This is a genomic window from Streptomyces sp. NPDC046203 (genome assembly GCF_040646255.1).
Lineage (GTDB): Bacteria > Actinomycetota > Actinomycetes > Streptomycetales > Streptomycetaceae > Streptomyces.
In genome coordinates this window covers 15,426-40,866 of record NZ_JBEYZX010000055.1, presented here as the reverse complement: position 1 = coordinate 40,866, position 25,441 = coordinate 15,426, and the positions used below count along the sequence as shown (strand labels likewise).

Sequence of the window (25,441 nt, the reverse complement as noted above, 5' to 3'; positions counted from 1 at the left end):
ACGCCCGATGTCGGCGATCGGCGGCTGAGAGCCTGTCGGATGACCTTGGGTCGGAGAGCGGACGCGGCATGGCGCGTGCGATTCCAAGGCGCCGGCCCGCGACGAGGACGGTGCGCGGGCGGCCCTCCGGACGGAGTTCGGCGATACCGGCCTCGGCGGCGTGCCGGGCGGCGGTCCGTACCCGCGCGCCCGCCTCGGCCGCACCGCGCAGCAGATCGCGGCGGTCGGCGAGGGCGAGGGCTTCCGGTGCGTCGAGGAGGGTCTCGTCGAGCATGTGGCGGGCCTCCGGTCGTCGAAGCGGGGACCGGCCGGGCGGCCGGGTTCCGCGTGGTCTTCCTGCCGAGGGGCTTACCCGGTTCTCCGGGGGCCTCCCGGGATGCCTGGGTTTCCCTGTGTCCCGGGTGTACCGGGCCGGGTGTACCGGGTGTCCCGTGGCCTGACGGGCCGGGGGCTCCCGGGTCCGGGTCCGGCGGGGCCGCCCGGGGCCGGTCGCGTCGTCCAGCCATCCGGGTCGTCCAGTGGGATTCCCCCTGGGCCGGATCACCCAGTGGGGTCATCCGGGCGGACGGCCCGGTGGGTCGCCGGGCCGGGCGTCCGAGCCGGGTCAGGCGGGGCGGCGCGCCTCGTCCACGAGCAGCACCGGGATGTCGTCGCGGACCGGGTAGGCGAGACCGCAGCCGTCGCCGGTGCAGACCAGCTCCGGGGTCTCCTCCGCCGTACGGTCGTCCAGCGGGGCGTGGCAGGCCGGGCAGGCCAGGATGTCCAGGAGGCCGGCTTCGAGCGGCATGTGCGGTCCCTTCGGGGGCGGTGCGGCTGCGTACGCGGGGGCGTACGGGCATGCGGGGCGGACGGTTCCGGCCCCGGTCAGCCTACCGCCGGGTCAGGTGCGGCGCCCGCCCCCGCGGGGCCGGCGCCGGGGACCACGTTCCGTGGCCCGTGTGACGGACGAGCGGCACGGGGTGGGCGTGGCGCGGAACAGCGGGTGTCCGGGAGAGCGCGCGAACGCGCGGTGCCCGTGGCGGGAACGCGCGAAGCGCGCCCGCCACGGGCACCGTAGGACCGGCCGTCGGCAGAGCGACCGTCAAAACGACCGCCTCAGCCCCGGATCACGCCGGATCAGCCCCGGATCAGCCCCGGATCAGCTCCAGCGCCTCGTCCCGCACCTTCGCCATCCGCGCCTCGTCCCGCGCCTCGACGTTCAGCCGGAGCAGCGGCTCGGTGTTGGAGGCGCGGACGTTGAACCACCAGTCGGCGGCGGTGACCGTCAGTCCGTCCAGCTCGTCCAGGGTGACGCCCTCGCGGTCGCCGAACGCCGCCTTCACGGCGGCCAGCCGGGCGGCCTGGTCGTCGACGGTGGAGTTGATCTCGCCGGAGGAGGCGTAGCGGTCGTACGAGGAGACCAGCCCGGACAGCGGACCGTCCTGGCCGCCGAGGGCCGCGAGGACGTGGAGCGCGGCGAGCATGCCGGTGTCCGCGTTCCAGAAGTCCTTGAAGTAGTAGTGGGCGGAGTGCTCGCCGCCGAAGATGGCGCCGGTCTTCGCCATCTCCTCCTTGATGAAGGAGTGGCCGACCCGGGTGCGCACCGGCGTGCCGCCGTGCTCGCGGACGACCTCGGGCACCGACCACGAGGTGATCAGGTTGTGGATGACCGTGCCGCTGCCGCCGTGCTTGGCCAGCTCGCGCGCCGCGACGAGCGCGGTGATCGCCGACGGGGAGACCGGGTCGCCGTTCTCGTCGACGACGAAGCAGCGGTCGGCGTCGCCGTCGAAGGCGAGGCCGAGGTCGGCGCCCTCGGCGCGGACGCGCGCCTGGAGGTCGACGATGTTCTTCGGGTCGAGCGGGTTGGCCTCGTGGTTCGGGAAGGTGCCGTCGAGCTCGAAGTACATCGGGACGACGTCCAGCGGCAGACCGTCGAGGACGGTGGGCACGGTGTGGCCGCCCATGCCGTTGCCCGCGTCGACGACGACCTTGAGGGGCCGGATCGTGGTGAGGTCGACCAGTCCGCGCAGGTGGGCCGCGTAGTCGTGCAGGCTGTCCCGCTCGGTGACGGTGCCCTCGGTGGCGGCCGCCTCCGGCGCGCCCTCCTCGCTCCACCGCTCGACGAGCGCGCGGATGTCGGCGAGGCCGGTGTCCTGGCCGACGGGGGCGGCACCGGCGCGGCACATCTTGATGCCGTTGTAGCGGGCCGGGTTGTGGGACGCGGTGAACATCGCGCCCGGCAGGCCGAGCTGCCCGGAGGCGAAGTAGAGCTGGTCGGTGGAGCAGAGGCCGATCAGGGTCACATCGGCGCCGAGGCGGGTCGCGCCGCGCGCGAAGGCGGCGGAGAGACCGGGCGAGGAGGGGCGCATGTCGTGGCCGATGACGATGGCGTCGGCCTCGGTCACGCGGACGAACGCGGCTCCGAACAGTTCCGCCAGGGCCTCGTCCCACTGATCCGGCACCACCCCGCGGACGTCGTACGCCTTCACGATCTGCGACAGATCAGCAGCCACGGATCAAACCCTCCTGAAGTCTCGGCATGTCGCACCGGCGCGATGCGGTGCCCGTACGGATACGGAACGCCCAAACTACCCGGGACCGGGCCCTGGTCAGTTCTCGGGGGAACGCAGCACCCTCAGATGGCCGCGCCGGCCGACCTCCATCGGGTCGCCGCCGCGCGGGCCGCCCTTGCCGCCGGCCTCGGCCGCGCGCTCCTGGGGGCGGGCCGCCTCGCGGACCGCGTTGGCGAGGGCTTCGAGGTCGTCGCCGCTGGGGCGGGTGGGGACGGTCGCGTCGGAGAGCCGCACGACCTCCCAGCCGCGCGGCGCGGTGAGGCGCTCGCTGTGCTCGGCGCACAGGTCGTAGCAGTGGGGCTCGGCGTAGGTGGCGAGCGGGCCGAGGACCGCAGTCGAGTCGGCATAGACGTACGTCAGTGTCGCGACGGCAGGGCGGCCGCACGCGGTGCGCGAACAGCGACGTACAGGGCTCACGACGTTGGACGGTACCGCACTCTTGAGCGGGCCGCGACGACTCTCCCCCAGGTCACTCCACCGTGTCGCGGTGTGACGTCCGCCACGGCGGCTGTTCCCGGCACCCCTCCGACCTGCGGAAGTGGCCGGATTCAAGGCCCCGGCCGAGGCCTGATCCGGAGGGTCGGAGGGGGCGGGAAGAGGGTGGTGGGGGGTCCGGGGAGGGGCTCGGGAGGAGCGCCGGGAAGAGCGCCGGAGGAAACGGGAAAGCGTGAGCGGATGGAGAGAACGCCGGGAGGGACCGGAGAGAAAACGGGGAGGTCCTGGGAGGGGCGAGCGGGGAGGCGAGCGAGGCGGCGGGACGAGGGTGGGAAGGGGCCGGGAAGGGAGGGCCGCCCGCCCGTCGGCAGCCGGGCCCGGCGGGAGTTACGCTGCGTCAGTGACGGACACCACCGAGAGCAGGGGCACTCCTGCCGCACCGCGCCCGCGGCACCGTGACCGGCACGGCCGGGGCATGCGGGGGCCGGTCGCCCCGCCGCAGGTCCCGCTGTCCGCGAGCCGGGCGGACACCTTCCGCGATCTGGTCCTGGACTCGGTGGAGCGGCTGGAGCGCGGCTGGCCGCAGCTCACCGATGTCGAGTTCATGGTGCTGGAGGTGCCGCCGGCGGAGCCGGCCGACACGGTGCCGCTGGGGGTCGCGCTCCCGGCGGGCCGGAAGGACCCGGCCCGGGTGATCGTCTACCGCCGCCCCATCGAGCTCCGCGCCAAGACCCGCGACGAGCGGGCCCTGCTCGTCCACGAGGTCGTGGTCGAACAGGTCGCCGACCTGCTGGGACTCTCCCCCGAGACGGTGGATCCGCGGTACGGGGAGGAGTGACCGGGCGGGCGGAGCCGCCGTACGAGGAGGTCCGCGCCTTCACGGCGGTACGGCACCCGGCCCGCGCCGGGACCGGCGCCCGTGCTCGGACGCGGCCCCCGGCCCGCGTCCGCTCAGTCGTCCAGCACCTTCAGGTCCTGGCGGGCCGGCGGCACCTCCACCGAGCTGCGGTCGTCGGCGAAGGTCTGCACGGTGAACATCGGTACGCCGTCCTGCGGCAGGGCCAGCGTGCGCGCGGCGTACACCGGGCCGCCCGACAGCCGCTCCACGGTCAGCGCGTAGCCGCCCTTCGCCCCGTCCGGGACGGGCCCGTCCATCGAGACCGTGCTGCCCGCCTTGATCGTGACGTTCTTGGTGACCGGCGTACCGCCCTCCGCGCCCGCCGACGCCGTGATCCGCACCTGGGCGGCGTCGCCGGGCGCGCTGAGGGCGAGGGTGGTGCCCTTGGCGCGGTTGTCGGCGACGGTGGCCCGGCCCTCGATCGCCGCGGTGGCCGGGATGAACGCGATCTCCTTCTCGGCGCCCTTGCCCCGGACGACCTTCACCGCCGCCACGACGGGCACCGGCTTCTTCGGATCGGCGGAGGTCAGCAGCAGCGAGCCGGGCTCGCCCCGGGTGAGCTCGGGCAGGTCGACGGCGGCGGTCATGCCGGACTTCACGTGCAGGGAGTCGGCGCCCGCCGGGACGATCGTGCCGGTCGGGGTGATCAGCTGGACCTTCAGGTCGGCGTCGTCGTCGCCGGGCGCGAAGGCGACGAGCCGGACCGAGGTCGCGTCGGCCGGGATGCCCGGCAGGACGAGCTTGCCGGCCGCGTCGGCGGCGGCGGGCAGCCAGTCGCTGCCCAGCTTCTCGTCGGCGACGCCGAGGGCCGCGCCGACGCGGCCGCTGCGGGTGGTGACGTGGACGGTGAGGTCCTGCTGCGCCGGGTCGGTGGTCAGGGTGGAGAGCAGCACCGGCACGGTGCTGTGCCCGGGAACCGGGATGCCCTCGGTGACCTCGGTCTTCAGGGCGCCGTCGGGGCCGTACAACTCGATGTCGGCGACGGCCGCGCTGTCGTCGGGGTTGGTGAGGTGGACGTAGTCGTGCCGCTCCTTGGCCGTGGAGGCGGCCGGGAACCAGAAGTCGGTGTCCGGGGCGGTGCAGGCCACACCGAGCAGGCCGCGGGCGCCGCCCGCCGGGACGACGGTGGTCTGCTGGACGGTCCAGCCGGGGGCGAGCGCGCCGTTCGCGGCGCCGGTCAGGGCGGGCACGGAGCCGCCGTCGAGCTGTTCGGCGACGGGGGTGCCGGGCTTGGTGACGGTCGGCGGGGCCTTCGGCTCCTTGGCCTTCTTCTCCTGCTTCGCGGCGTCCTCGCCGGGGATCGCGGCCCTGGCGGCGGGCTTCAGGACGGCCTCGGCGGCGCTCTTGCCGCCGGCGCCGGCGGCCGTGCCCGTGCCGGAGCCGCCCTCGCCGCCCTGTCCGTCCTGGGGCTGCCCGGCGGCGTTCCTCGCCGGCGGGGTGAACGAGGTGTACGTCGTCTCCGCCACCTCCGAGGTGCTCGGCGCCGGGCAGAGCAGCCCGGTCCGCTCCACCGGGAGGCGGGCCGCCTTCGGGGCGGCGACGGGTGCGGCGCTGTCCGGACCGGGGGCGGTCACGGCGGCCACGCCGGTGACCGCGGCCAGGACGGTGGCGACCGCGATCAGGGAGAGGGTGGTGCGCTTCACTGGTTGCTGCTCCCGTCGGAACGCTGCTGCTGCCCGTAGCCGTACGGGTCGTAGACGTCGTAGCCCTGCTGCTCGTCGTACCCGGGGTGCGCCTGGCTCTGGTTCTGGCCCTGCGCCTGGCCCTGACTCTGACCCTGGCCCTGCTCGTGGGGCTGGGGCTGGGGCTGGTCGGTGGGCTGCTGCGGCGCGTACGGGTCGTACGACTGCTGCTCGTAGTACTGCTGGTCGTACCTCGGCTGGTCGTACGACTGCTGGTACGGCTGCTGCTCGTACGCCTGGGACTGTTCGTACGGCTGCTGCTGGGCGTACGGGTCGTACCCGTAGCCCTGCTGGTCGTACCCCTGGTCGTACTGCTGGTCGTACGACTGCTCGTACCGCTCCTCGTACGGGGCGGCCTGCTGCGGGACGGCGGCGTACTGGCCGTCCCACTCCTGCCGGCCCTCGGACTCGGCGGAGTCGGAGCCGGAGCCGGAACGGGAATCGGAGCGGGAATCGGACTCCTGCTCGTACACCGGCTGGTGCGGGACGGGCACGGGCTCGGGCATGCCGGGCGCGGGCGCCTCGGCCTGGTCGCCGGCGGCAGCGGCGGTGGCCGCGGCGGCCTCCGCTTCGGCGGCGGCGCGCAGCCGGCGGGCGCGACGGCCCTCGCCCTCGATGCTCCGGGCCTCGGCGGCCTCCTGGGCCGGCAGATCGGCGTCCTCGTCGGGCAGGTCGTCGTCGACGTCGTGGCGGCGGCCGGGCAGCGCGAGGACGATCAGGACGAGGGCGAGGAACGCCTGGGCCCAGATCCACACGGTGTGGGTGACCGGCGCGTCGTACGTGAGGTCGAGGCGGCCGCCCTCGGCGGGCAGTTCGAAGCCCTGCGCCCAGTCGTCGACGGTGATCGGCTTGAGCGCCTTGCCCGCGAGGGTGGCGGTCCAGCCGGAGTCGGCGCGGTCGGCGATCCGCAGGACGCGGCCGGCGGGACCGGCCGGGATGTCCGTGTGGGCCTCGACGGGACCGGCGGCGACGGCCACCACGCCCTCACCGGAACCGGAGGCCGAACCGGCACCGGAAGCAGCACCGGAAGCGGCGCCGGACCCTGCGGCCTTCGCGGCGGCCGGGGGCACGATCATCACGCGGGCGACCTTGCGGTCGACCCGCCACAGGGCGCTGCCGTCGAGCTGGCTGAGCCGGGTCAGGCCGGGCGTGGAGTCGAGGACGCGGCTCATGGCGCGCGGGGCGCCGTCGCGGACCAGGACGTAGCGGATCGCGAAGCCGCCGAGCTCGGTGGTCTGGTCGGCGCCGGAACCGGCGACGAGGTGGGAGACGACCTGGTCGAGGCGGGTGTCGGCGTCGCCGGAGGCGGCAGCGGCGGTGGCGGAGTCGGTGAGTTCGGCGTCGCCGAGCCGGCTGCCGGAGCCGCGGACCAGGCTGTACGCGACCTCGCCGGGCGCGCCCGCGCCGAGGACGAGGGTGCGGGCCTGGTCGCGGGTGCCGCTCTCCTCGGCGACGAACGCGGGCACCTGGACCGGGTCGCGGCGGGTGAGCGGGCCGTCGGCGCCGCCGATCATCCAGCCGGCCGCGGCGACGACCGGGCCGATGGCGCAGGCGAACGCGATGAGCGCGGCGAGCGGCTGGCGCCAGCCGAAGCCGTGGGCGGCGACGCGGGTGCGGCCGCCTTCGGCGCCGACCATGGCGGCGGCCAGCAGGGCGGCGCCGTAGACGAGGGTGGCGGGGCCGGCCCAGCCGGTGGCGCCGTCGCCGGAGCCGTTGGTGAGGACGGCGAGGAGCAGGCCCGCGAGGGCGGCGGCCCAGGCGGCGCGCACGGCGAGGGTCCGCTCCTCGCGCAGCAGGGCGCCGAGCGCGGCGAGCACGAGGCCGGCGAAGACGAGCCCGCCGAAGGTGCCGGGGCCGCCGGGGCTGGCACCGAGCAGGTCGAACGCCGAGGCCGTGCCCGTACGGATGTCGAGTCCGGCCTCGCGCAGGAAGCCGGAGGGGCTGGTCAGCAGGGTCAGCGACCAGGGCGCGAGGAGGAGCAGCGGGGTGCCGGCGGTGGCCAGGAAGCGCAGCCCGTACGCGGTGATGTCGCCTCGGCGCAGGACGAGCACGCCGAGTCCGAGGACGACGGCGAGCGGCCAGACGACCGGGGTGAAGGCGGTCGCGAAGGTGAGCAGGAAGGTGTACGCCCAGGTGGCGCGCCAGCTGCCGCGCTCGCCGTCGGCGCGGTTCAGCCCGTACGAGGCGACGGCGGCGCGGGCCATGAGCGGGAGCAGGATCGCGAGGACGGCGGTGCCGAGCCGGCCGGTGGCGAGGGCGCCGGTGGCGGCGGGCAGGAAGGCGTAGGCGATGGCGGCCCAGGCGCGCAGCAGCCGGGATTCGACGATGCCCCGGGAGGCGAAGTACGCGGTGAAGCCGGCGAGCGGGACCGAGCAGACGAGCAGCAGGGTCAGCGCGAGGGAGGTCGAGCCGAGCAGCAGTCCGGAGAGCGCGGCGAGGACGGCCAGGTAGGGCGGGGCGGTCTGGGTGCCGCCGGTGCCGAGCGCGTGCCAGCCGTCGGCGTAGCGCGACCACAGTGCGGAGACGGTGTCGGGGGCGGGCAGCAGGGTGCCGCCGGCGAGCGAGCCGCCGCCGAAGAGGTTGCGGCAGGCGACCAGGGAGACGACGAGGAGGAGGGCGAAGAGGACCGGGCCCGGCCTGCGGGCGATCTTCTTCAGCCGGGCGAACTGCTCGATCTCCAGGAAGTCGGCGTCGTCGCCGCCGGGGCCGGATTCGACGGCGCCGTGGCGGGAGCCGCCGGACTCGGCGTCGTCGGCGCCGAAGTGGGAGGCGACCTGTTCGGCGGTGGCGCGCAGGGTGGCGCCGGGCGGCGGGAAGAGGGGGCGGAGCTCGGACGCCGGGACGGCCGGGGTGCCGCGCCGCTTGCGCGCCGCGAGCACCTTCTCGGGCCGCAGCAGGGTGCCGAGCAGACCCATGATCTCGTCGACGGCCTGGCTGGGCGCCTTGCCGACGAGATAGCCGAGGGTGCGCACCAGGGTGCCGAGGACGAGCCGGAGCAGGACGTACGGCAGGGCGCGGCCGCGGGTGTTGGCGAGCAGCGTGTAGACGGCGCCGGCCTTGTCGACGCGGTGCGGGTTGGTGGCCGAGCGGCCGGCGCAGTCGACGGTGCGGCGTTCGCGGGCGGATGCCTCGGCGTGCCGGAGGACGGCGCTCGGGGCGACGAGGACGCGGTGGCCGGCGGCGTGGGCGCGCCAGCACAGGTCGACGTCGTCGCGCATGAGGGGCAGCCGGCGGTCGAAGCCGCCGAGTTCCTCGAAGACGTCGCGGCGGATGAGCATGCCGGCGCTGGAGACGGCGAGGACGGCGCGGACCTGGTCGTGCTGGCCCTGGTCCTGTTCGCGGCGGTCGAGTCCGGTCCAGCGGCGGCCGCTGCGGGCGATGCTGACGCCGGCTTCGAGCAGCTGCTTGCGGTCGTACCAGCCGCGCAGTTTGGGGCCGACGACGGCGGCGGTCTCGTCGGAGTCGGCGACGCGCAGGAGTTCGGCGAGCGCGCCGGGCTCGGGGGCGCAGTCGTCGTGCAGCAGCCAGAGCCACTGGACGGGTTCGCCGTGCGGCAGTTCGGGCAGGTCGTAGTTCTCGTCCTGCCAGGTCCGGGTGACGGGGTCCCAACTGCTGGGCCGCTTCAGATAGGTGAGGTCGTCCGGGCCGAGGACGGGCGCGGTGCGCGCGGCCTCCTCGACGGCGGCGCCGAACCCGGTGCGGCGGGCCAGGTGGAGGACGCGGTCGTCGCCGAGCGCCTCGGAGAGGAGCCGCGCGGAGTCGTCGGCGCTGCCGGTGTCGGCGGCGACGGCGTTCTGGACGGGGCGTTCCTGGGCGAGCAGCCCGGCAAGGGCGTCCGGCAGCCAGCGGGCGCCGTCGTGGGCGACGAGCACGGCGGTGACGACGTGTCGTGGGAACTCAGGAGTTGAGGACATCGAGCTACGGGCCCTCCGGCCGGGGGTCGCCCGCGAGGGGGCGTGGGTGCGTCTCGGACGGAGCCCCACACTAACGGCTGGTACGACGACGGTCCGCCGCCTGTGGATGGAGCACAGGGGGCGGACCGTTCGTTGTGGGTGTCTTTGGGTGCGTCTTTGAGTGCGTCTTCGGGCGGGGGCCCGGGTGGGTCCGGGGTGGGGCCCGGGCCTTGTGCCTGTGGGTGGTGCCGGTGGTGCCGGTGGTGCCGGTGGTGCGAGGACGGCGGGTGGTGCGGGGTCGGCCGCGCGTCCGGTGCGGTGGTCGCCGTCAGCGGAGGCGGCCGGTCGGCTCGTACGCACCGGCCCGTACGAGCCGGTGCGCGCGAGGCGGGTGCGAGTCGTGCGTACGTGCCGTGTGTGCGAGCCGTGCGTACGAGCCGGGTGTGGCCGAAATCGAACGGTGCCGGTCTCAGACCGCGGCCTTCTTCAGGCGGCGGCGTTCACGCTCGGACAGCCCGCCCCAGATGCCGAAGCGCTCGTCGTTCTGGAGCGCGTACTCCAGGCATTCGGAACGGACTTCGCAGGCGAGACAGACCTTCTTGGCCTCGCGGGTCGAGCCGCCCTTCTCGGGGAAGAAGGACTCGGGGTCGGTCTGCGCGCACAGGGCGCGTTCCTGCCAGCCGAGCTCCTCGGCCGCGTCCTCGACCAGCAGTTCCTGGAACAACTCGGTCATCTACGCCCCTCGTCTGTCTGTGCGTCCCCGTGGGGTTGCCGTTTCCGGTCGGCCGAACGACACGAGTGAAATTACAAGTTCGTCGCTCAGTACGAGTCAAGCCGAGATCTGCTATTAGGCCCCGTATTCACTCTGCGGAACCAACCCTATGCGGAAAGTACTCGAATCGGCAAAAAACGTGACACAAGCGACCAGCTTCGCCGCGCCCGCCCTCTCTCACCGGGAGGGACGCCCAGGAGGCGGATCATGTTGCGATCCAGCCATGGAAGCGATCCGGATCACAGCCCGATCACGGGACCTCCGTCACGTTTACGGCACCGGATGTTGCGCCATCTCTCCTGGCCGCAACACGAACAAACCTTTCTCCGTGCACAGTAACCGGATGAGGTGAAACATTACCCCCAAATCGGTCATTGAGTTGACAGTTGGGTATCGATCCCGCCACGTTGGTGGCATGCCAGCGACCGCAGCATCCACCGCGACCCACCGCCATGGGGTCCATCGGGCTGCTCTCGTTCGCTGTCGCTGTCGCTGCTGTCCCAGCTGTTGAGAGCGCCCTTCTCCGGCGCCTCCGGCTTCCCTGCGGTCCGCCCCCGACCGCTGCCTTGCGTACAGCTCCCCTTGCTCGACCTCTGTTCGATCCCCGCGTGATCCCCGCTTGAGCTCCGTTCCCCGACGGATCTCTGGCTGATTCCCCTCGCTCCACCCCTCCCCCGCATCACCCGTTCGGCTCGTTTACCTGCGTTTCCAGCGTTTCCAGCGTTTTCGACGTTTCTGCGTTTCCCCGTTCTGCGACACCCCGACTTCTGCCGAGGAACACCCGCATCCCATGAACATGGACAGCGACCTTCAGATCGCCGGCGACATCCTTGAGGTCCCGCACCTCCTCCAGCCCCCGCGCGCGCACCCGGCCACGGTGGCCGAGTTCGCCGGTCTCGCCCGGGAGATCGCCGCCGACCGCGACCAGTGGGCCCCCTACGTCCAGTACGACGCCACCACCCGCTGGTACCACCGGCTGCGCACCGGCCCCGGATACGAGGTGTGGCTGCTCTCCTGGCTGCCCGGCCAGGGCAGCGGACGCCACGACCACGGCCCGTCCTCCGGTCTCCTCACCGTCCTCGCGGGCGAGCTCACCGAGCGCTCGCGGCGCGGGCCGCGCGCCTTCGCGCCCGGCTCCCAGTACGTCTTCGCCCCGGGATACGTCCACGAGGTCGTCAACGACTCCCTCGAACCCGCCGTCAGCCTGCACGTCTACTACCCCGGCCTCACCGAGATGCCGATGCACACGGCTGGACGTGTGGAGGGTGGGATGGCGCGAGTGGCGGAACCCGCGCTGCCCGGCGTACCCGGTCAGGGGGCGTGACGGCCTGACGGGCCACCGGGGCCGGGCTGCTGTCCGGGGCTTGTCCGGGCCGTCGTCCGGGTCCGCCCGACGGCGTTTCGCCACCCCCCGGATGGCGGTGGCCCGCTGCTGACAGACTGTCCGCATGCGCATTGTGGTTCTGGCCGGTGGCATCGGTGGTGCCCGCTTCCTTCGCGGCCTCAAGCAGGCCGCGCCCGACGCGGAGATCACGGTCATCGGCAACACCGGTGACGACATCCATCTCTTCGGCCTCAAGGTCTGCCCCGACCTCGACACCGTGATGTACACCCTCGGCGGTGGCATCGACGAGGGACAGGGCTGGGGCCGCGAGGACGAGTCCTTCACCGTCAAGGAGGAACTCGCGGCGTACGGGGTCGGGCCCGAGTGGTTCGGCCTCGGCGACCGCGACTTCGCCACCCACATCGTCCGTACCCAGATGCTGGGCGCCGGCTATCCGCTCAGCGCCGTCACCGAGGCGCTGTGCGCCCGCTGGCGGCCCGGCGTCCGGCTGCTGCCGATGTCCGACGACCGGGTCGAGACGCATGTGGCGATCGAGGTCGACGGCGAGCAGCGGGCCGTCCACTTCCAGGAGTACTGGGTGAAGCTGCGCGCCGCCGTGCCCGCGCGGGCCGTCGTGCCCGTCGGCGCCGAGCAGGCCAAGCCCGCGCCCGGTGTCCTGGAGGCGATCGCCGAGGCCGACGTCATCCTCTTCCCGCCGTCGAACCCGGTCGTGTCCGTCGGCACGATCCTCGCCGTGCCCGGCATCCGCGAGGCCGTCGCCGCCGCGTCCGCGCCGGTCGTCGGCCTCTCCCCGATCGTCGGCGACGCGCCCGTGCGGGGCATGGCCGACAAGGTCCTCGCTGCGGTCGGCGTGGAGTCCACGGCGGCGGCCGTCGCCCGGCACTACGGCTCCGGGCTCGTCGACGGCTGGCTCGTCGACACCGTCGACGCGGACGCCGTCGCCGACGTCGAGGCGGCGGGCATCCGCTGCCGCGCCGTCCCGCTGATGATGACCGACCTCGACACCACGGCCACGATGGCGCGCGAGGCGCTGGCGCTGGCGGCGGAGGCCGGTGCGGCGAAGGCCGAGGCTGGGGCTGGTGCCGAGGCCGGGGCCGGGGCCGGGGAGGGCGACGCGTGAGAACAGGGGGTCCGGAGGCCCGGTTCGAGGTGTGGGCGCTCGACGGGATACCCGAGGTGGCGCCCGGCGACGACCTCGCCAAGCTGATCGCCTCCGCCGTCGCGCCCGTGTCCGCGCCCGTGTCCGGTGAGGTGTCCGGCGGCACGCCGGGGCTGGCCGACGGGGACATCCTGCTCGTCACCTCGAAGATAGTGAGCAAGGCCGAGGGCCGGTCCCTCGTCGCCGCCGACCGCGAGGCGGCGATCGACGCCGAGACCGTACGGGTGGTGGCCCGGCGCGGGCCGCTGCGGATCGTCGAGAACCGGCAGGGCCTGGTCCTGGCCGCCGCCGGCGTCGACGCCTCCAACACCCCGGCCGGCACCGTGCTGTTGCTGCCCGAGGACCCCGACGCCTCGGCCCGCCGGATCCGGGAGGGCCTGCGCGAGGCGCTCGGCGGCATCGACGTCGGCGTCCTCGTCACCGACACCTTCGGGCGGCCCTGGCGCAACGGGCTCACCGACGTGGCGATCGGCGCGGCCGGCATCCGGGTCCTCGACGACCTGCGCGGCGGCACCGACCCCCACGGCAACCCGCTGAACGCCACCATCACCGCCACCGCCGACGAACTCGCCGCCGCCGGCGACCTCGTGAAGGGCAAGCTCGGCGGGCGGCCCGTCGCCGTCGTCCGCGGGCTCTCCCACCTGGTGGGGGAGGACGAGGAGCCTGGTGCTGGTGCGGGTACGGACTCGGGTGCGCGGGCGCTGGTGCGGGACGCCTCCGAGGACATGTTCCGGCTCGGCACCTCCGAGGCCGTACGGGAAGCGGTGACCCTGCGCCGTACCGTACGGGACTTCACGGACGAGCCCGTCGACCCCGGCGCGGTACGCCGGGCCGTCGCCGCCGCCGTCACCGCGCCCGCCCCGCACCACACCACCCCCTGGCGGTTCGTGCTCCTGGAGACGGAAGCCGCGCGGACCCGGCTGCTCGACGCGATGCGGGACGCCTGGATCGCGGACCTGCGCGCGGACGGCAAGTCCGAGGACTCCATCGCCAAGCGCGTCCGGCGCGGCGACGTGCTGCGCCGGGCGCCGTACCTCGTCGTCCCCTGCCTCGTCATGGACGGCGCGCACCACTACGGCGACGCGCGCCGTGACGCCGCCGAACGCGAGATGTTCGTGGTCGCGGCCGGCGCCGGCGTACAGAACCTGCTGGTGGCGCTCGCCGGAGAACAGCTCGGGTCGGCGTGGGTGTCGTCCACGATGTTCTGCCGCGACGTCGTCCGCGACGTCCTCGCGCTGCCGGACGACTGGGACCCGATGGGCGCGGTCGCCGTGGGCCGGCCCGCCTCGGCGCCGAAGGAACGGCCGGCGCGGCACACCGCCTCGTTCATCGAGGTGCGCTGAGGGATCGCTGAGGGGTCGCTGAGGGGTCCGTCTTCTAGAAGGCCCTGATGTCGCCGGGCGCCATCCTCGGCGCCCGGCGCGGCGGCACCCGGCCGCTCAGCAGGATCAGCCGGGCCGCCCGGTGCCGCTGGCCCTCGTACGGGGCCAGCAGCTCCAGCATCGCCGCGTCGTCGGCCGACCGGTCGCCCGCCAGCGCCCAGCCGACGATGCCCGGGAGGTGCAGGTCACCCGTCGTGACCTCGTCCGGAGCGCCGTTGCTGCGCTGGACCGTCTCCGCCGACGTCCACGGGCCGATCCCCGGGATCAGTTCGAGCCGCTTCCTCGCCTCCGCCGGCGGCATCCGCGCGGCCTCCTCAAGCCGGGCCGCGACCCGCGCCGCCCGGACGATCGTCGCCGCGCGCTTCCCGTCCACATTCGCCCGGTGCCACTCCCACGACGGGATCGCCGCCCAGCCCCGGGCGTCCGGCATCACGTACATCCCCTCCGGCACCGGGCCCGGCGCCGGCTCCCCGAACGTCCGCACCAGCTGCCGCCAGGAGCGGTACGCCTCCGTGCTCGTCACCTTCTGCTCCAGGACCGTCGGAATCAGCGACTCCAGGACGAGCCCCGTCCGGGTCAGGCGCAGGCCCGCGCGGGCGCGGGCCGTCACCGCGACGATCTTGTGGCGCGGGACGAAGGCGGTCGGGTCGTCCTGCGCGCCCAGCAGGGCGGGCAGGGCGTCGAGCAGCCAGGCGGCGCCGGGGCCGTAGGCTTCCGCGTCGTCCGCGTCGCCGTTGCCCGGGTGGATGCGGAGGGTGCCCGGGCCGTCGGGGGTGCGGCTGGCGCGCCAGATGGAGCCGTCGGGGGTGGTCTGGAAGGTGGGGTCGGCGGGGCCGCGGCGGAGGGGGGCGAGGGTGAGCGACGCGTTTGCTTTGGGGGTGAAGCGGGCGGCCATGTCTTTGACGGTAACGCGGTTTGAGGTGGGCGCGGGGGGCTGCAAGGGTGAGCGCGCCACCCGGGGCGCCGTCCCGTGTGCCCACCCGTCCCGCCCTGCGGGACGATTGCCCACCCGGGGGTGGGACCCGCGGGGCCGCACAGGCGGGGGTAGTGGGTGGTGCGCGGGGTCCGGTCAGGGGTCGTGTTCTTCACTGCATGATTTACGGCGCGGGGGCCTTACTGGTGCGTTGAACGTTCTTCTTCCGCGCCACAAATCACGCTTTACGTTCCGAACACGACCCCTCCCCTCCCCCCGCTCCCCTCACCACACCCCCTCGCGCCGCCCCTCGTCCCGAGTAGGGGGAGGTCGACCTTGGCCGGCGCTGTCTTGTCTCTGCGGGCTGCCTCGACCGAGGCTCCGCCTACGGCGTCGTGACGTCATAGCCCTGCGGGCCACCCGTCACAGAGACAGTGAGCCCATCGCGAGAGGAGGGAAGGGACGGTGTGCCGTCCCACGGGCCGCCGGTCCAGGATCGGGGAGCTACGAGGCTCCCCGGCCCCCTACTGATCCGACGAGAAGCGGATCGAACCGCCCGGCAGCACCGTGTCGCACCACACCCGTGCGCCCCCGCGCAGTTCGTTGTCCGGGCCGATGTGGGCGCCGTCGCCGATGACCGCGTCCGTGAGGATCGTGCGGGCGCCGATGCGGGCTCCCGCGCCGATGAGGGAGTCGGTGAGGACCGCGCCGGGTTCGACGGTCGCGCCCGCGAGGACGGCGGAGCCGTGGATGCGGGCGCCCGCGCCGACGGTCGCGCCGGGGCCTATGACGGTGCCGCCGGTGAGCTTGGCGTCGGGGGCGACCTCGGCGGTGTCGAGGACGAGGCGGTCGCCGCAGCGGCCGGGGACCGCCGGGGAGGGGGCGCGGCCGAGGACGAGGTCGGCGGAGCCGCGGACGAAGGCCTGCGGGGTGCCGAGGTCGAGCCAGTAGGTGGAGTCGACCATGCCTTGGAGGTGGGCTCCGGCGGCCAGGAGGTCGGGGAAGGTCTCGCGCTCGACGGAGACCGGCCGGCCGGTGGGTATGGAGTCGATGACGGAGCGGCGGAAGACGTACGCGCCCGCGTTGATCTGGTCGGTGACGATCTCCTCGGGCGTCTGCGGCTTCTCCAGGAACGCCGTGACGCGTCCGGTGGCGTCCGTCGGCACCAGGCCGAAGGCGCGCGGGTCCGCGACCCGGGTGAGGTGGAGGGAGACGTCCGCGCCGGAGTCGCGGTGGGTGGCGACGAGGGCCTGGATGTCGAGGCCGGTGAGGATGTCGCCGTTGAAGATGAGGACCGGGTCCTCGGGGCCGGAGTGGAGGCGCGAGGCGACGTTGCGGATCGCGCCGCCGGTGCCGAGGGGTTCCTCCTCGGTGACGTACTCGATGCTGAGGCCGAGGTCCGAGCCGTCGCCGAAGTGCGGTTCGAAGACCTCGGCGAGGTACGAGGTGGCGAGCACGATGTGTTCCACACCGGCGGCGCGGGCGCGGGCCAGTTGGTGGGTGAGGAAGGGGACGCCGGCGGCCGGGACCATCGGCTTGGGGGTGTTGACGGTCAGGGGACGCAGCCGGGTGCCTTTGCCACCGACCAGGAGAATCGCTTCGGTCACCTGTCGTCTCTGCTTCCTGTTCGGGTCCGGTTGTCGCCGGGTGGTTCTCGTACGGACGGCAGCCTGCACCCGTCCGTACGATATGACCGGTCAGTCTATGCAGAGGGTTGCTCAGCTCCTGCCCTGGTACTTGGCGGAGGCCGACCGCGCGGTGCCCAGCTTTCCGTAGAGACGTTTGCCCGGGCACTCGGTGGAGAAGCCGTCGCGGTGTCCCGAGATGACGTTCAGTTTGACCTTGCTGCCCTTCTTGAAGCGGTTCCCGCCGCCGGAGGTCAGGGTCGTCTTGCCCTTCGGGTTCGCCTCGAACAGGCCCAGCTTCCAGGCCGTCAGGCGGGCGATCGCGGTGACGGCCGCGGCCGGCGGGTTGGTGCTGCCGTAGCTGCCGAGGACGGCGATGCCCATGCTGTCGCTGTTGAAGCCCATCGTGTGGGCGCCCTGGACCGCCTTGGCGACGCCGCCCGCGCGGCCCTCGTAGATGGTGCCGCACTTGTCGACGGCGAAGTTGTAGCCGATGTCGCGCCAGTGCATGCTCTTGACGTGGTAGCGGTAGATCCCGCGCAACACGGACGCCGCCTCGCCGCACTTGTAGGAGTTGCCGGTGGCGCTGTGGTGGACGAAGGCCGCCTTCACCGTCTTGGTGTAGGAGAAACCGCCCTCCCGCAGCCCCTCGTCCGCGCCCCAGCCCTTACGGGTGACGATCTTCGGCCGTGCTCCGATGTACGGCTTCGCCCCGGGGGCCTTGTGGAGGGACGCGACCGTCTGCGCGTGGGTCTGGGCAGGGATCGAGGAGACGCCGTACGGGGCGAGTTCGGCGTTCGCGCCCGCGCTCTCGGCGGCCGCGGTCGCCTCCCGTACCGCCTGCTCCGCCTTCTCGGACTCCCCGGCCGGTCCCGACTGCCCCTGCTTCCCCGGCCGGCTCGGCTTCCCCGGCTTCCCTGATTGCCCCGAGTGCCCCGGCTTCCCGGGCTTCCCCGACTTCCCTGGCTGCCCGGCCTGTCCGGCCTGTCCGGAGCCCGAGGACGTGGGGCCGCCCACCGGGTACGGACGGGTGAACTGGCCGGTGTAGCCGGGATAACCGGGATACCCGGTGTAGTGCGTGTACGGCGCCGCCACACCGCCGCCGCCGTCGGCCGGGGCGCTCATCGCCCGGGTGCGCGGGGCGCGCTCCGGTTCCCGGCCCGGGTCGACGAGTTCGAGGCGCAGTCCGCGCGGCAGCTCCCCGGCCCGCTCGTGACGGTCGTGCCGCTCGTGACGGTCGTGCCGCTCGTGCCGTTCGCTTTCTTCCGGCCGTACGCGGACCTCGACGCCGTCGGAGGCGCCGACCCACAGCGGCGCGGTGCCGCCGCGCGGGGCCGCGCCGCGGTCCTCCGCGGTGCCGGGGTCGGCGCCGTGCTCCTCGTTGTGGGTCTCGACGTCCCGCCAGCGCGACCACGTGCCGTCCGCCGCGGACCGGGAACGGACCTGCACCGTGCCGTCCAGCGGCGCGTGGGCGTCGTCCCAGACCACTCCCACGAGCGAGAACGGCCGGACCTCACTACGGGTCAGGCCCCGCTCCCCCGCCGTCGTCCCGCCGCCGGCGCGGTTGCGCGGTCCGTCGGGGGCGAGCGGTTCGAGCGGCAGGGACTGGGTGGAGCCCGCGACATCGGCGTCGGGCACGGTGGGTGCGGTGGGTGCGAGGGCGGGCGCGAACCGGGGCCCCGGGGCCGCGGCGGCCGCCGGGGCCGTGAGGGAGAGCGGCAGCGCGAGCGCGGTGGCGCAGCCGACGGCGAGCGAGGTGACGAGGGAGGCACGCATGGGGTGATCGTGAGGGTGCGACCGGGATTCCGCGCGCGATGACCCGCGCGGCGGACAGGTGACAGTGCGGGCCGCCCGGTGGACGCCGTCACCGGTACGGGGGATCCGAGGCGGGGTCCGCGCGTACGCTTGCCCGCGTGAATGCCAGCGACCGCACCCCCGCCGACCTGCTGCGATCCGCGCTCGCCGCGGACCCGGCCCGCCCCTTGGTCACCTTCTACGACGACTCCACGGGTGAACGGGTGGAATTGTCCGTGGCCACCTTCGCCAATTGGGTGGCGAAGACCGCCAATCTGCTCCAGGGCGAGCTGTCCGCCTCCCCCGGCGACCGGCTCGCGCTGCTGCTGCCCGCGCACTGGCAGACCGCCGTGTGGCTGCTCGCCTGCTCATCGGTGGGCGTGACGGCCGAGATCGGCGGCGATCCGGCCGGCGCGGACTACGTCGTCGCCGGGCCCGACGCCCTGGAGGCGGGCCTGGCCTGCTCCGGGGACCGGATCGCGCTCTCCCTCGCGCCGCTCGGCCGCCGCTTCCCCCAGCCGCCCGCCGGATACGCGGACTACGCGGTCGAGGTGCCGGGGCAGGGCGACCGGTTCGCGCCGTTCGTTCCCGTCGACCCGGACGAGCCGGCCCTCGTCGTCGACGGCATGGAGCTGACGGGCGCGCAGCTCGTGGACCGGGCCCGCGCGGACGCGGCGAAGCTCGCGGCCACGGCGGGCGACGGCGCCGGTCTGCGGGTGCTGTCGGACCGCGCGTACGACAGCTGGGCCGGGCTCTCGGCCGGGCTGTACGCGCCGCTCGCGGCGGGCGGGTCGGTCGTGCTGTGCCGGAACCTGGACCAGCTGGCGCCGGAGAGCCTGGCGAAGCGCGTGGAGAGCGAGCGGGTCACCGTCCGGCCGGCGGGCTGAGCGACCGGAGGGCTGACGGGTCGGCGGGTCGGCGGGTCGGCGGGCTGACGTTGTTCCCGGGGCCGTCTTGAGGCTGCCCCGGGGGCCGTTCCCGGTTCCGCCGTCCTCGCGGATCCGCCGTCCCCGCGCGCGCGTGCGCTCGTACTCCCGTTGTTTCCGTCGTTCCTGTCATTCCTGTCATATGCCTGACGGCCGGGGCCGTTCCCGGTTCCGCCGCCCCCACGCGCGCGTCCGCGCCGTACCCCCCTCGCACCGCTGTCATATGCCGGTCCGCCCTTCCCTCCACCCGTACGGCCCATCGACGCGCCGCGTACCCGCGTAACCGGAGGGCGGGCGGGTCATGATCGGCCGGGAGCGGAGTGCAGTCCTCCGCACAACCAAGCCCGGGATCCGGCCGTCTAGCCCTGCATGACGACGGACTCCCGGCGCGCAGCGGACGCCAGCGAGGACGGACTCAGACGTGACGGACAGCGCGGACACGCCCACGGGGACGGGTGGCGGACGCAAGCCGCGGCACTGGCTGCGCTGGACGGCGCTGGGGACGGCCCTCCTGGTGCTGGTCGCGGCCGGCGTGGGCTGGTGGGTCTACCGGAAGCTGAACGCCAACATCACGGCGGACGCGGCCGCCGAGGCCGAGCTGCGCGCGTACGAGAAGGAGCGGCCGGCCGCGGAGGTCCGCGGCGCCCGCAACCTCCTGCTGATCGGTTCGGACTCCCGGGCCGGCGCCGGGAACTCGGAGTACGGGCGGGTCAAGGGCCAGCGGTCCGACACCACGATCCTGCTGCACATCGCCGCGCACGGGTCGAGCGCGACGGCGGTGTCCGTGCCGCGCGACCTGATGGTGCGGGTCCCGAGCTGCGCGCGGCCGGACCGGACGCGTACGGCGGCGCAGTACGCCCAGTTCAACTGGGCCTTCGCGGTCGGCGGGCCGGCCTGCACGATCCGCACCCTGGAGAAGCTGACCGGCATCCGGATCGATCACTTCGTGGTCGTCGACTTCCGCGGCTTCAAGGAGATGGTCGACGCCGTCGACGGGGTGACGGTCTGCCTGAAGGAGCCGATCGACGACCGCGACGCGCGGCTCAAGCTGCCGGCGGGCCGGCAGCTCCTGCGCGGCGAGCAGGCGCTCGGCTTCGTACGGGCCCGCAAGACGCTGGGCGACGGCAGCGACACCGAGCGGATGGACCGCCAGCAGCAGTTCCTCGGCGCCCTGGTCGACAAGGTGCAGAGCGACGGTGTGCTGCTCAATCCCGCCAAGTTGTATCCGGTGCTGGACGCGGCCACCAGGTCGCTCACCACCGATCCGGGGCTGGCCTCGCTGCGCGATCTGTACGGGCTCTCGCGTTCGATGCGGTCCGTCCCGACCGACCGGGTGCAGTTCCTGACGGTGCCGCGCGAGCCGTATGTGAACGACCCCAACCGCGACCAGCTGGTGCAGCCCGCGGCGGACCGGCTCTTCGCGCGGCTGCGCTCCGATCTGCCCGTGACCGTGCACCCGTCCCCCACCGGGGGCGGTTCGAGGGGCGGTTCGAGGGGCGGTTCGAGGGGCGCGCCTGGGGACGACTCCGGGAACGGCCCCGGGAGCGGACCCGGGGACGACTCCCGGGGCAAGACCGCGACCGGGAACGTGACCGGAAACGGCCCGGGAAACGGGGCCGGAATGGGTGCCGCCGCCGCCCCGGGTCCCCTCGCCGCCCCGTCCCCGACGCCCTCCTTCGCGGGCCGGAACGCCGCCCAGAGCTGCTGACTGTGCAAAGAAGCGGCCAAGGGGAGGGCCGTGGCGGATGAGGTATGGGCAGATTGCCCAGGTGTAAGGGACGTGGAATTTGTCACGCACGTCGCCCCGCGCTGAACTGGCCGGATAGTGTGACGCGATCCGGTGCTACCGGCCGCATGGTCGCGCACTCGATGGACCAGACCGAGCGCCCGAGGGGGAGGCGCCTCGCGTGGCACCGACGGAGGACCGAGGAACCGTGGACGCGCACAGCCGTGGAGGGGCGGAGGAGATCGACCCCGCCGACCAGTGGGTCCTCAACCCGCAGACCGGCAACTACGAACTGCGACTGGACCACTCCGCTGAGCAGCAGCCCGGCCCGGCGGGACCGCCCCGGCCGCGTCGTTCGGCACCGCGCGGCACGACCCCGCCCGGACAGCGGTCACACCCGCACGCACCCGGGCAACTCCCCGACCAGGGGTACGAGCAGAGCTACGAGCAGAGCCACGCGCCGGGCTACGCCCAGGGGTACGCCCCGGGTTACGACCAGGCACAGGCACAGGGGCAGGTGCAGGCGCAGGGGCAGGCGTACGAGCGCGTCCCCGGCCCCTCCGCCCCCGGCCCCGTCCCGGGTGCCGTCCCCGGCCCCTCCGCCCCTGTCCCCGGCCCCGGCACCGGCGCCAGGCGCCGCAGGGGTGGCGAGCAGGGCCCCGGCGGCCGTTCCGAGTTCGGCCCCGAGGCCGACTCCGGCCTCGCCTCCGGCCCTGGCTTCGACTCCGGCCCCGCCTCCGACTTCGGTCCCGAGACCGGCTCCGAGCGCGCCTCCGGCCGTGCCGCCGGACGCACCGCCGGCCGTACCGCCCGTGAGCGGACCCGCGAGACCGACCCGGCCGACCCGGCCGACTCCCCCGCCGCCGCTCCGACCGTCCCCGGGCAGCGCCGTCGCCGCGCGCCCGAGCCCGCCGGTGGTGGCGGTAGCGGCCGACAGACCGCCGCGAGCCGCCGCAAGCGCCGGCCGGAGAAGAAGTCCACGAAGAAGAAGGTCCTGTTGTGGACCGGCGGCACGATGGCCTTCGTCCTGGTGGGCGGCGCCGCCGGCGCGTACGCGCTGTACAACCACTTCAACAACAACATCAACACCATCGAGGTGGCGGGCGGCACGGCGGAGGGCTTCCAGGAGGGCCAGCCGTTCAACATCCTGCTCATCGGCACCGACAAGCGGACCGGCAAGGGCAACTCCGGCTACGGCGACAAGGACAGCCCGGGCCACGCGGACACCACGATCCTCTTCCACGTCTCCGAGGACCGGACGAACGCCACCGCGATGTCCATCCCCCGGGACCTGGTCACCGACATCCCCGAGTGCCAGACGAAGATGCCCGACGCCTCCCTGAAGACGATTCCGGGGACGAACGCGGTCCGCTTCAACACCAGTCTCGGCCAGGACGAGCGTGACCCGGGCTGCACCATGCGGACGGTCAAGGCGCTCACCGGCCTGACCATGAACCACTTCATGATGGCCGACTTCAACGCCGTCAAGGAGATGACCACGGCCGTCGGCGGTGTGAAGGTCTGTCTGGCCAAGCCGGTGGACGACCCGAAGTCGCATCTCAAGCTGCCGGTCGGCGAGTCCACCATCGAGGGCGAGCAGGCCCTCGCCTTCGTCCGTACCCGTCACAGCTTCGGCAACGAGAGCGACCTGGACCGCATCAAAGTCCAGCAGCAGTTCCTGAGTTCGATGATCCGCGAGATGAAGTCGAACGACACGCTGACGTCGCCGACCAAGCTGTACGACCTCGCCGACGCGGCCACCAACGCCCTCACCGTCGACAGCGGGATAGGCACGATCGGCAAGCTGAAGTCCCTCGCGGGCGAGCTGGCCAAGATCGACCCGAAGAACATCACGTTCACCACGCTGCCGGTCATCGACAACCCGGCGGAGCCGCGTCCGGTCACGGTCGTACCCGACCCGGTCAAGGCGCCCCGGCTGTACTCGATGCTCAAGTCCGACACCTCGCTCACCGAGGTGAAGAAGAAGGAGAAGGACGCCAAGAACGCGCAGGTCAAGGCCCAGGCCAAGCTTCTGGAGGGGGAGCGCGCCACCGAGCGCGAGGTCCGGGTCGACGTCTTCAACGGCAGTGGCATCCAGGGCGCGGCCCAGTCCACGGTCAACTGGCTCCAGAACGAACACGGCGTGACGCGGTCCACCAACAAGTCCAACGCCCCCGAGAAGGCAGCGAAGACCACGCTCACGTACGCACCGAACCAGGCCGCCCAGGCCCGCAAACTCGCGGATCTGATGGGCCTGCCCGCCTCGGCTCTCAAGCCGGGCACACAGGACGCGGGGGAACTCGAGCCCATGACGCTCGTCCTCGGTTCCGATTTCAAGGGCGCGGGGGTGCCCCTCACCGGATCGGCGAAGGCGCCGGACGGTGCGCAGACAGCAGACAAACAGGTGTGCGCCAAGTAGCCAAGTGGCAATCCCGGGCCGCCTGTTGGCGACCCCCGGGCCTTGGGGCGCGGCATCTGCAGTGACGAGGGAGACCTGGGGTGGGACGCAGTAGCGTGCGCAGGGAGGGGGCGCGGGAACGCGCCCCGCACGCCCGCAGTGCGGAGTGGGACGACCGCGCGTACGAGGAGGGGGGTGATGACACCGGCCCGGGCGGAAGCCCGGACGGTGGCGCGCCCCGATCCCGTCGTGCCAAGGACGGCGGTGCGCGTGACCGGGGAGGCAAGGGCACGAGCCGCTCGGCGCACCGCCATGGTGGCGGCGGCGGAGCCGGTGGTGGCGGCAGGGCGCGGCGACGGGCCAAGACGAAGAAGTCCGGAAAGCGCCGGATATTCCGCTGGGTGGCCATCACCCTGTCGGTGCTGATACTCGGTACGGCCGGCGCCGGATACCTGTACTACCAGCACCTCAACAACAACCTTCGCGGCGGCAGCCGCGCGGGCGGCGAGAGCGGTGTGAAGAAGGCCGCGCCGGACGCGCTCGGCAATACGCCGTTGAACATCCTGCTGCTCGGTTCCGACGACCGGTCGAGCGACGCGAACGTGGCCCTGGGCGGTGGAAAGGACATCCGCAAGGACAAGCCGCGGGCCGACGTGCAGATGCTGCTGCACATCTCGGGGGACCGGAAGAACGCGTCGATCGTCTCGGTCCCGCGCGACACCGTCGTCCCGATCCCGGAGTGCAAGGACACCGACGGCACGACGTACCCGGCGACGACCAACCAGCCCATCAACGAGACGCTGACCCGCGGTGGCCCCGGCTGCACCCTCACCACCTGGGAGAAGCTCACCGGGGTCTACATCGACCACTGGATGATGGTCGACTTCGCCGGTGTCGTGTCCATGGCCGACGAGATCGGCGGTGTGCCCGTCTGTGTGAAGACCGGGGTGTACGACCGGTCGACGCCTCAGCAGAAGGGCGGCTCCGGTCTGAAGATCCCCGCGGGCACGACCGAGGTGCAGGGCAAGCAGGCGCTCCAGTGGCTGCGGACCCGGCACGCGTTCGGCAGTGACCAGAACCGGGCCAAGGCCCAGCACATGTACCTGAACGGCATGATGAAGAAGCTCCAGGAGCAGAACGCCTGGACCGACACCGGCCGGCTCATGGGCCTCGCGGAGACCGCCACCAACTCCATCCAGGTCTCCGACGAGATCAAGTCCGTGTCGAAGCTCTTCAATCTGTCGATGCAGCTGAAGAACGTGAAGCTCGACCGGCTGAGCACGACCACCGTCCCGACGGTGCCCTACCCGCCCAAGCCGAATTCGTGGCTGTCGCTGGTTCCGTCGGCGGCCGACAAGATGTTCGCGATGGTCCGCGACGACGTGGCCTTCGACAAGAACGGCGGGCCGAAGAAGCCGAAGGGCGACGGCGACGGCGACGCCTCCGACAAGCCGAAGACCGAGCCCGAGGCGCCCGGCGCCTTCTCCGTCACCGTCGTCAACGGCACCAGCGGCGACGGGCAGCCGGCCACCCCGGGCCGCGCCTCCGCGCTGGCGACGACCCTCCAGGGCAAGGGCTTCACCCGGGCCGAGGCCACCCGGGAGGGCGAGGGCAGCAAGGACACCGCGGTCCTCTACCCGAAGTCGGGCGGCGACCAGGCCAAGGCGAACGCCGAGTCCGTGGCGAAGGCCCTCGGTCTGCCGGGTTCGGCCGTCCACGGCGACGCGAAGACCGTGACCATCACGCTCGTCGTCGGCTCCGACTGGCGCACCGGCACCGTCTACAAGAAGCCGCAGATCAACGACGGCGACCTGCCGGAGGGCGCGGACGACAAGACGGAGTGCATGGACGTCTACTCGGTCTACCGGTGGGACGGGACGAGCTGACGCTCCCGCTCGCCGGCGCGCGTGTACGGCGAAAGGCCGGGCCCCCTCGGTGGGA

Annotated in this window: 17 protein-coding genes and 1 pseudogene; 8 read left to right on the top strand and 10 right to left on the bottom strand. The window is 73.4% G+C overall.

Features of this window, described 5'->3' with window-relative positions:
* From ABZ990_RS27715 to ABZ990_RS27700, 4 genes and pseudogenes are all read right to left on the bottom strand, one after another.
* Positions 1-274 (bottom strand): annotated as a pseudogene (locus tag ABZ990_RS27715) (hypothetical protein); the annotation flags it as partial.
* A 330-nt stretch (positions 275-604) separates the two neighbouring features.
* On the bottom strand, positions 605-787 hold the full coding sequence (locus tag ABZ990_RS27710) for a Trm112 family protein (protein ID WP_361237140.1): 183 nt from the start codon (positions 785-787) through the stop codon (positions 605-607).
* Positions 788-1,127: 340 nt separating this feature from the next.
* Positions 1,128-2,492, bottom strand: coding sequence for a phosphomannomutase/phosphoglucomutase (locus tag ABZ990_RS27705; protein WP_361237137.1), 1,365 nt, complete (start codon positions 2,490-2,492; stop codon positions 1,128-1,130).
* Between the two features lie 96 nt (positions 2,493-2,588).
* Positions 2,589-3,020 carry a DUF3499 domain-containing protein gene (locus tag ABZ990_RS27700; RefSeq protein ID WP_361237146.1) on the bottom strand — a complete coding sequence of 144 codons (432 nt, stop codon included), beginning with the start codon at positions 3,018-3,020 and terminating at the stop codon, positions 2,589-2,591.
* 367 nt (positions 3,021-3,387) lie between these two features.
* On the opposite strand from ABZ990_RS27700, the gene ABZ990_RS27695 reads away from it, so the two are divergent.
* Positions 3,388-3,825, top strand: coding sequence for a metallopeptidase family protein (locus tag ABZ990_RS27695; RefSeq protein ID WP_361237134.1), 438 nt, complete (start codon positions 3,388-3,390; stop codon positions 3,823-3,825).
* 113 nt (positions 3,826-3,938) lie between these two features.
* On the opposite strand, the gene ABZ990_RS27690 is transcribed toward ABZ990_RS27695, so the two are convergent.
* From ABZ990_RS27690 to ABZ990_RS27680, 3 genes are all read right to left on the bottom strand, one after another.
* Positions 3,939-5,528 carry a DUF5719 family protein gene (locus tag ABZ990_RS27690; protein ID WP_361237131.1) on the bottom strand — a complete coding sequence of 530 codons (1,590 nt, stop codon included), beginning with the start codon at positions 5,526-5,528 and terminating at the stop codon, positions 3,939-3,941.
* Complete coding sequence (locus tag ABZ990_RS27685; protein ID WP_361237128.1) at positions 5,525-9,481, bottom strand: glycosyltransferase; 3,957 nt, start codon at positions 9,479-9,481, stop codon at positions 5,525-5,527. The genes ABZ990_RS27690 and ABZ990_RS27685 overlap by 4 nt, the downstream gene beginning before the upstream one ends.
* A 448-nt stretch (positions 9,482-9,929) precedes the next feature.
* Entirely contained in the window at positions 9,930-10,193 is a 264-nt protein-coding gene (locus ABZ990_RS27680; protein ID WP_361237125.1) for a WhiB family transcriptional regulator, read from the bottom strand.
* Between the two features lie 829 nt (positions 10,194-11,022).
* Between ABZ990_RS27680 and ABZ990_RS27675 the strand changes: the two genes are divergently transcribed.
* From ABZ990_RS27675 to ABZ990_RS27665, 3 genes are all read left to right on the top strand, one after another.
* Entirely contained in the window at positions 11,023-11,556 is a 534-nt protein-coding gene (locus ABZ990_RS27675; RefSeq protein ID WP_361237121.1) for a cysteine dioxygenase family protein, read from the top strand.
* A gap of 124 nt (positions 11,557-11,680) precedes the next feature.
* Positions 11,681-12,697 carry a 2-phospho-L-lactate transferase gene (cofD, locus tag ABZ990_RS27670; protein ID WP_361237118.1) on the top strand — a complete coding sequence of 339 codons (1,017 nt, stop codon included), beginning with the start codon at positions 11,681-11,683 and terminating at the stop codon, positions 12,695-12,697.
* Positions 12,694-14,079 carry a coenzyme F420-0:L-glutamate ligase gene (locus tag ABZ990_RS27665; protein WP_361237115.1) on the top strand — a complete coding sequence of 462 codons (1,386 nt, stop codon included), beginning with the start codon at positions 12,694-12,696 and terminating at the stop codon, positions 14,077-14,079. Before cofD ends, ABZ990_RS27665 begins: the two co-directional genes overlap by 4 nt.
* Before the next feature lie 34 nt (positions 14,080-14,113).
* Here ABZ990_RS27665 and ABZ990_RS27660 read toward each other — a convergent pair whose 3' ends face one another.
* The 3 genes from ABZ990_RS27660 to ABZ990_RS27650 form a co-directional block, all read right to left on the bottom strand.
* A complete protein-coding gene (locus tag ABZ990_RS27660; RefSeq protein ID WP_361237112.1) occupies positions 14,114-15,013 on the bottom strand; it encodes a DNA-3-methyladenine glycosylase 2 family protein in 900 nt (299 codons plus the stop codon).
* Between the two features lie 542 nt (positions 15,014-15,555).
* Positions 15,556-16,638, bottom strand: coding sequence for an NDP-sugar synthase (locus ABZ990_RS27655; protein ID WP_361237109.1), 1,083 nt, complete (start codon positions 16,636-16,638; stop codon positions 15,556-15,558).
* 111 nt (positions 16,639-16,749) lie between these two features.
* Positions 16,750-18,432 (bottom strand): N-acetylmuramoyl-L-alanine amidase, encoded by a 1,683-nt coding sequence (locus ABZ990_RS27650; protein ID WP_361237106.1) that lies wholly within the window; start codon positions 18,430-18,432, stop codon positions 16,750-16,752.
* 137 nt (positions 18,433-18,569) lie between these two features.
* On the opposite strand from ABZ990_RS27650, the gene ABZ990_RS27645 reads away from it, so the two are divergent.
* The 4 genes from ABZ990_RS27645 to ABZ990_RS27630 all read left to right on the top strand — a co-directional run bounded on the left by ABZ990_RS27645 (position 18,570) and on the right by ABZ990_RS27630 (position 25,386).
* Positions 18,570-19,337, top strand: a complete 768-nt coding sequence (locus ABZ990_RS27645; protein WP_361237103.1) for a TIGR03089 family protein — start codon at positions 18,570-18,572, stop codon at positions 19,335-19,337.
* Between the two features lie 460 nt (positions 19,338-19,797).
* On the top strand, positions 19,798-21,084 hold the full coding sequence (locus tag ABZ990_RS27640) for an LCP family protein (RefSeq protein ID WP_361237100.1): 1,287 nt from the start codon (positions 19,798-19,800) through the stop codon (positions 21,082-21,084).
* A gap of 226 nt (positions 21,085-21,310) precedes the next feature.
* Positions 21,311-23,521 (top strand): LCP family protein, encoded by a 2,211-nt coding sequence (locus ABZ990_RS27635; RefSeq protein ID WP_361237097.1) that lies wholly within the window; start codon positions 21,311-21,313, stop codon positions 23,519-23,521.
* Between the two features lie 380 nt (positions 23,522-23,901).
* Positions 23,902-25,386, top strand: coding sequence for an LCP family protein (locus ABZ990_RS27630; protein ID WP_361237094.1), 1,485 nt, complete (start codon positions 23,902-23,904; stop codon positions 25,384-25,386).
* Positions 25,387-25,441: the final 55 nt, after the last annotated feature.

Coding starts and splice junctions, on each gene's coding strand:
- ABZ990_RS27710 (WP_361237140.1), bottom strand. CDS start 787: ATGCCGCTCGAAGCCGGCCTCCTGGACATCCTGGCCTGCCCGGCCTGC.
- ABZ990_RS27685 (WP_361237128.1), bottom strand. CDS start 9,481: ATGTCCTCAACTCCTGAGTTCCCACGACACGTCGTCACCGCCGTGCTC.
- ABZ990_RS27680 (WP_361237125.1), bottom strand. CDS start 10,193: ATGACCGAGTTGTTCCAGGAACTGCTGGTCGAGGACGCGGCCGAGGAG.
- ABZ990_RS27675 (WP_361237121.1), top strand. CDS start 11,023: ATGAACATGGACAGCGACCTTCAGATCGCCGGCGACATCCTTGAGGTC.
- cofD (WP_361237118.1), top strand. CDS start 11,681: ATGCGCATTGTGGTTCTGGCCGGTGGCATCGGTGGTGCCCGCTTCCTT.
- ABZ990_RS27660 (WP_361237112.1), bottom strand. CDS start 15,013: ATGGCCGCCCGCTTCACCCCCAAAGCAAACGCGTCGCTCACCCTCGCC.
- ABZ990_RS27650 (WP_361237106.1), bottom strand. CDS start 18,432: ATGCGTGCCTCCCTCGTCACCTCGCTCGCCGTCGGCTGCGCCACCGCG.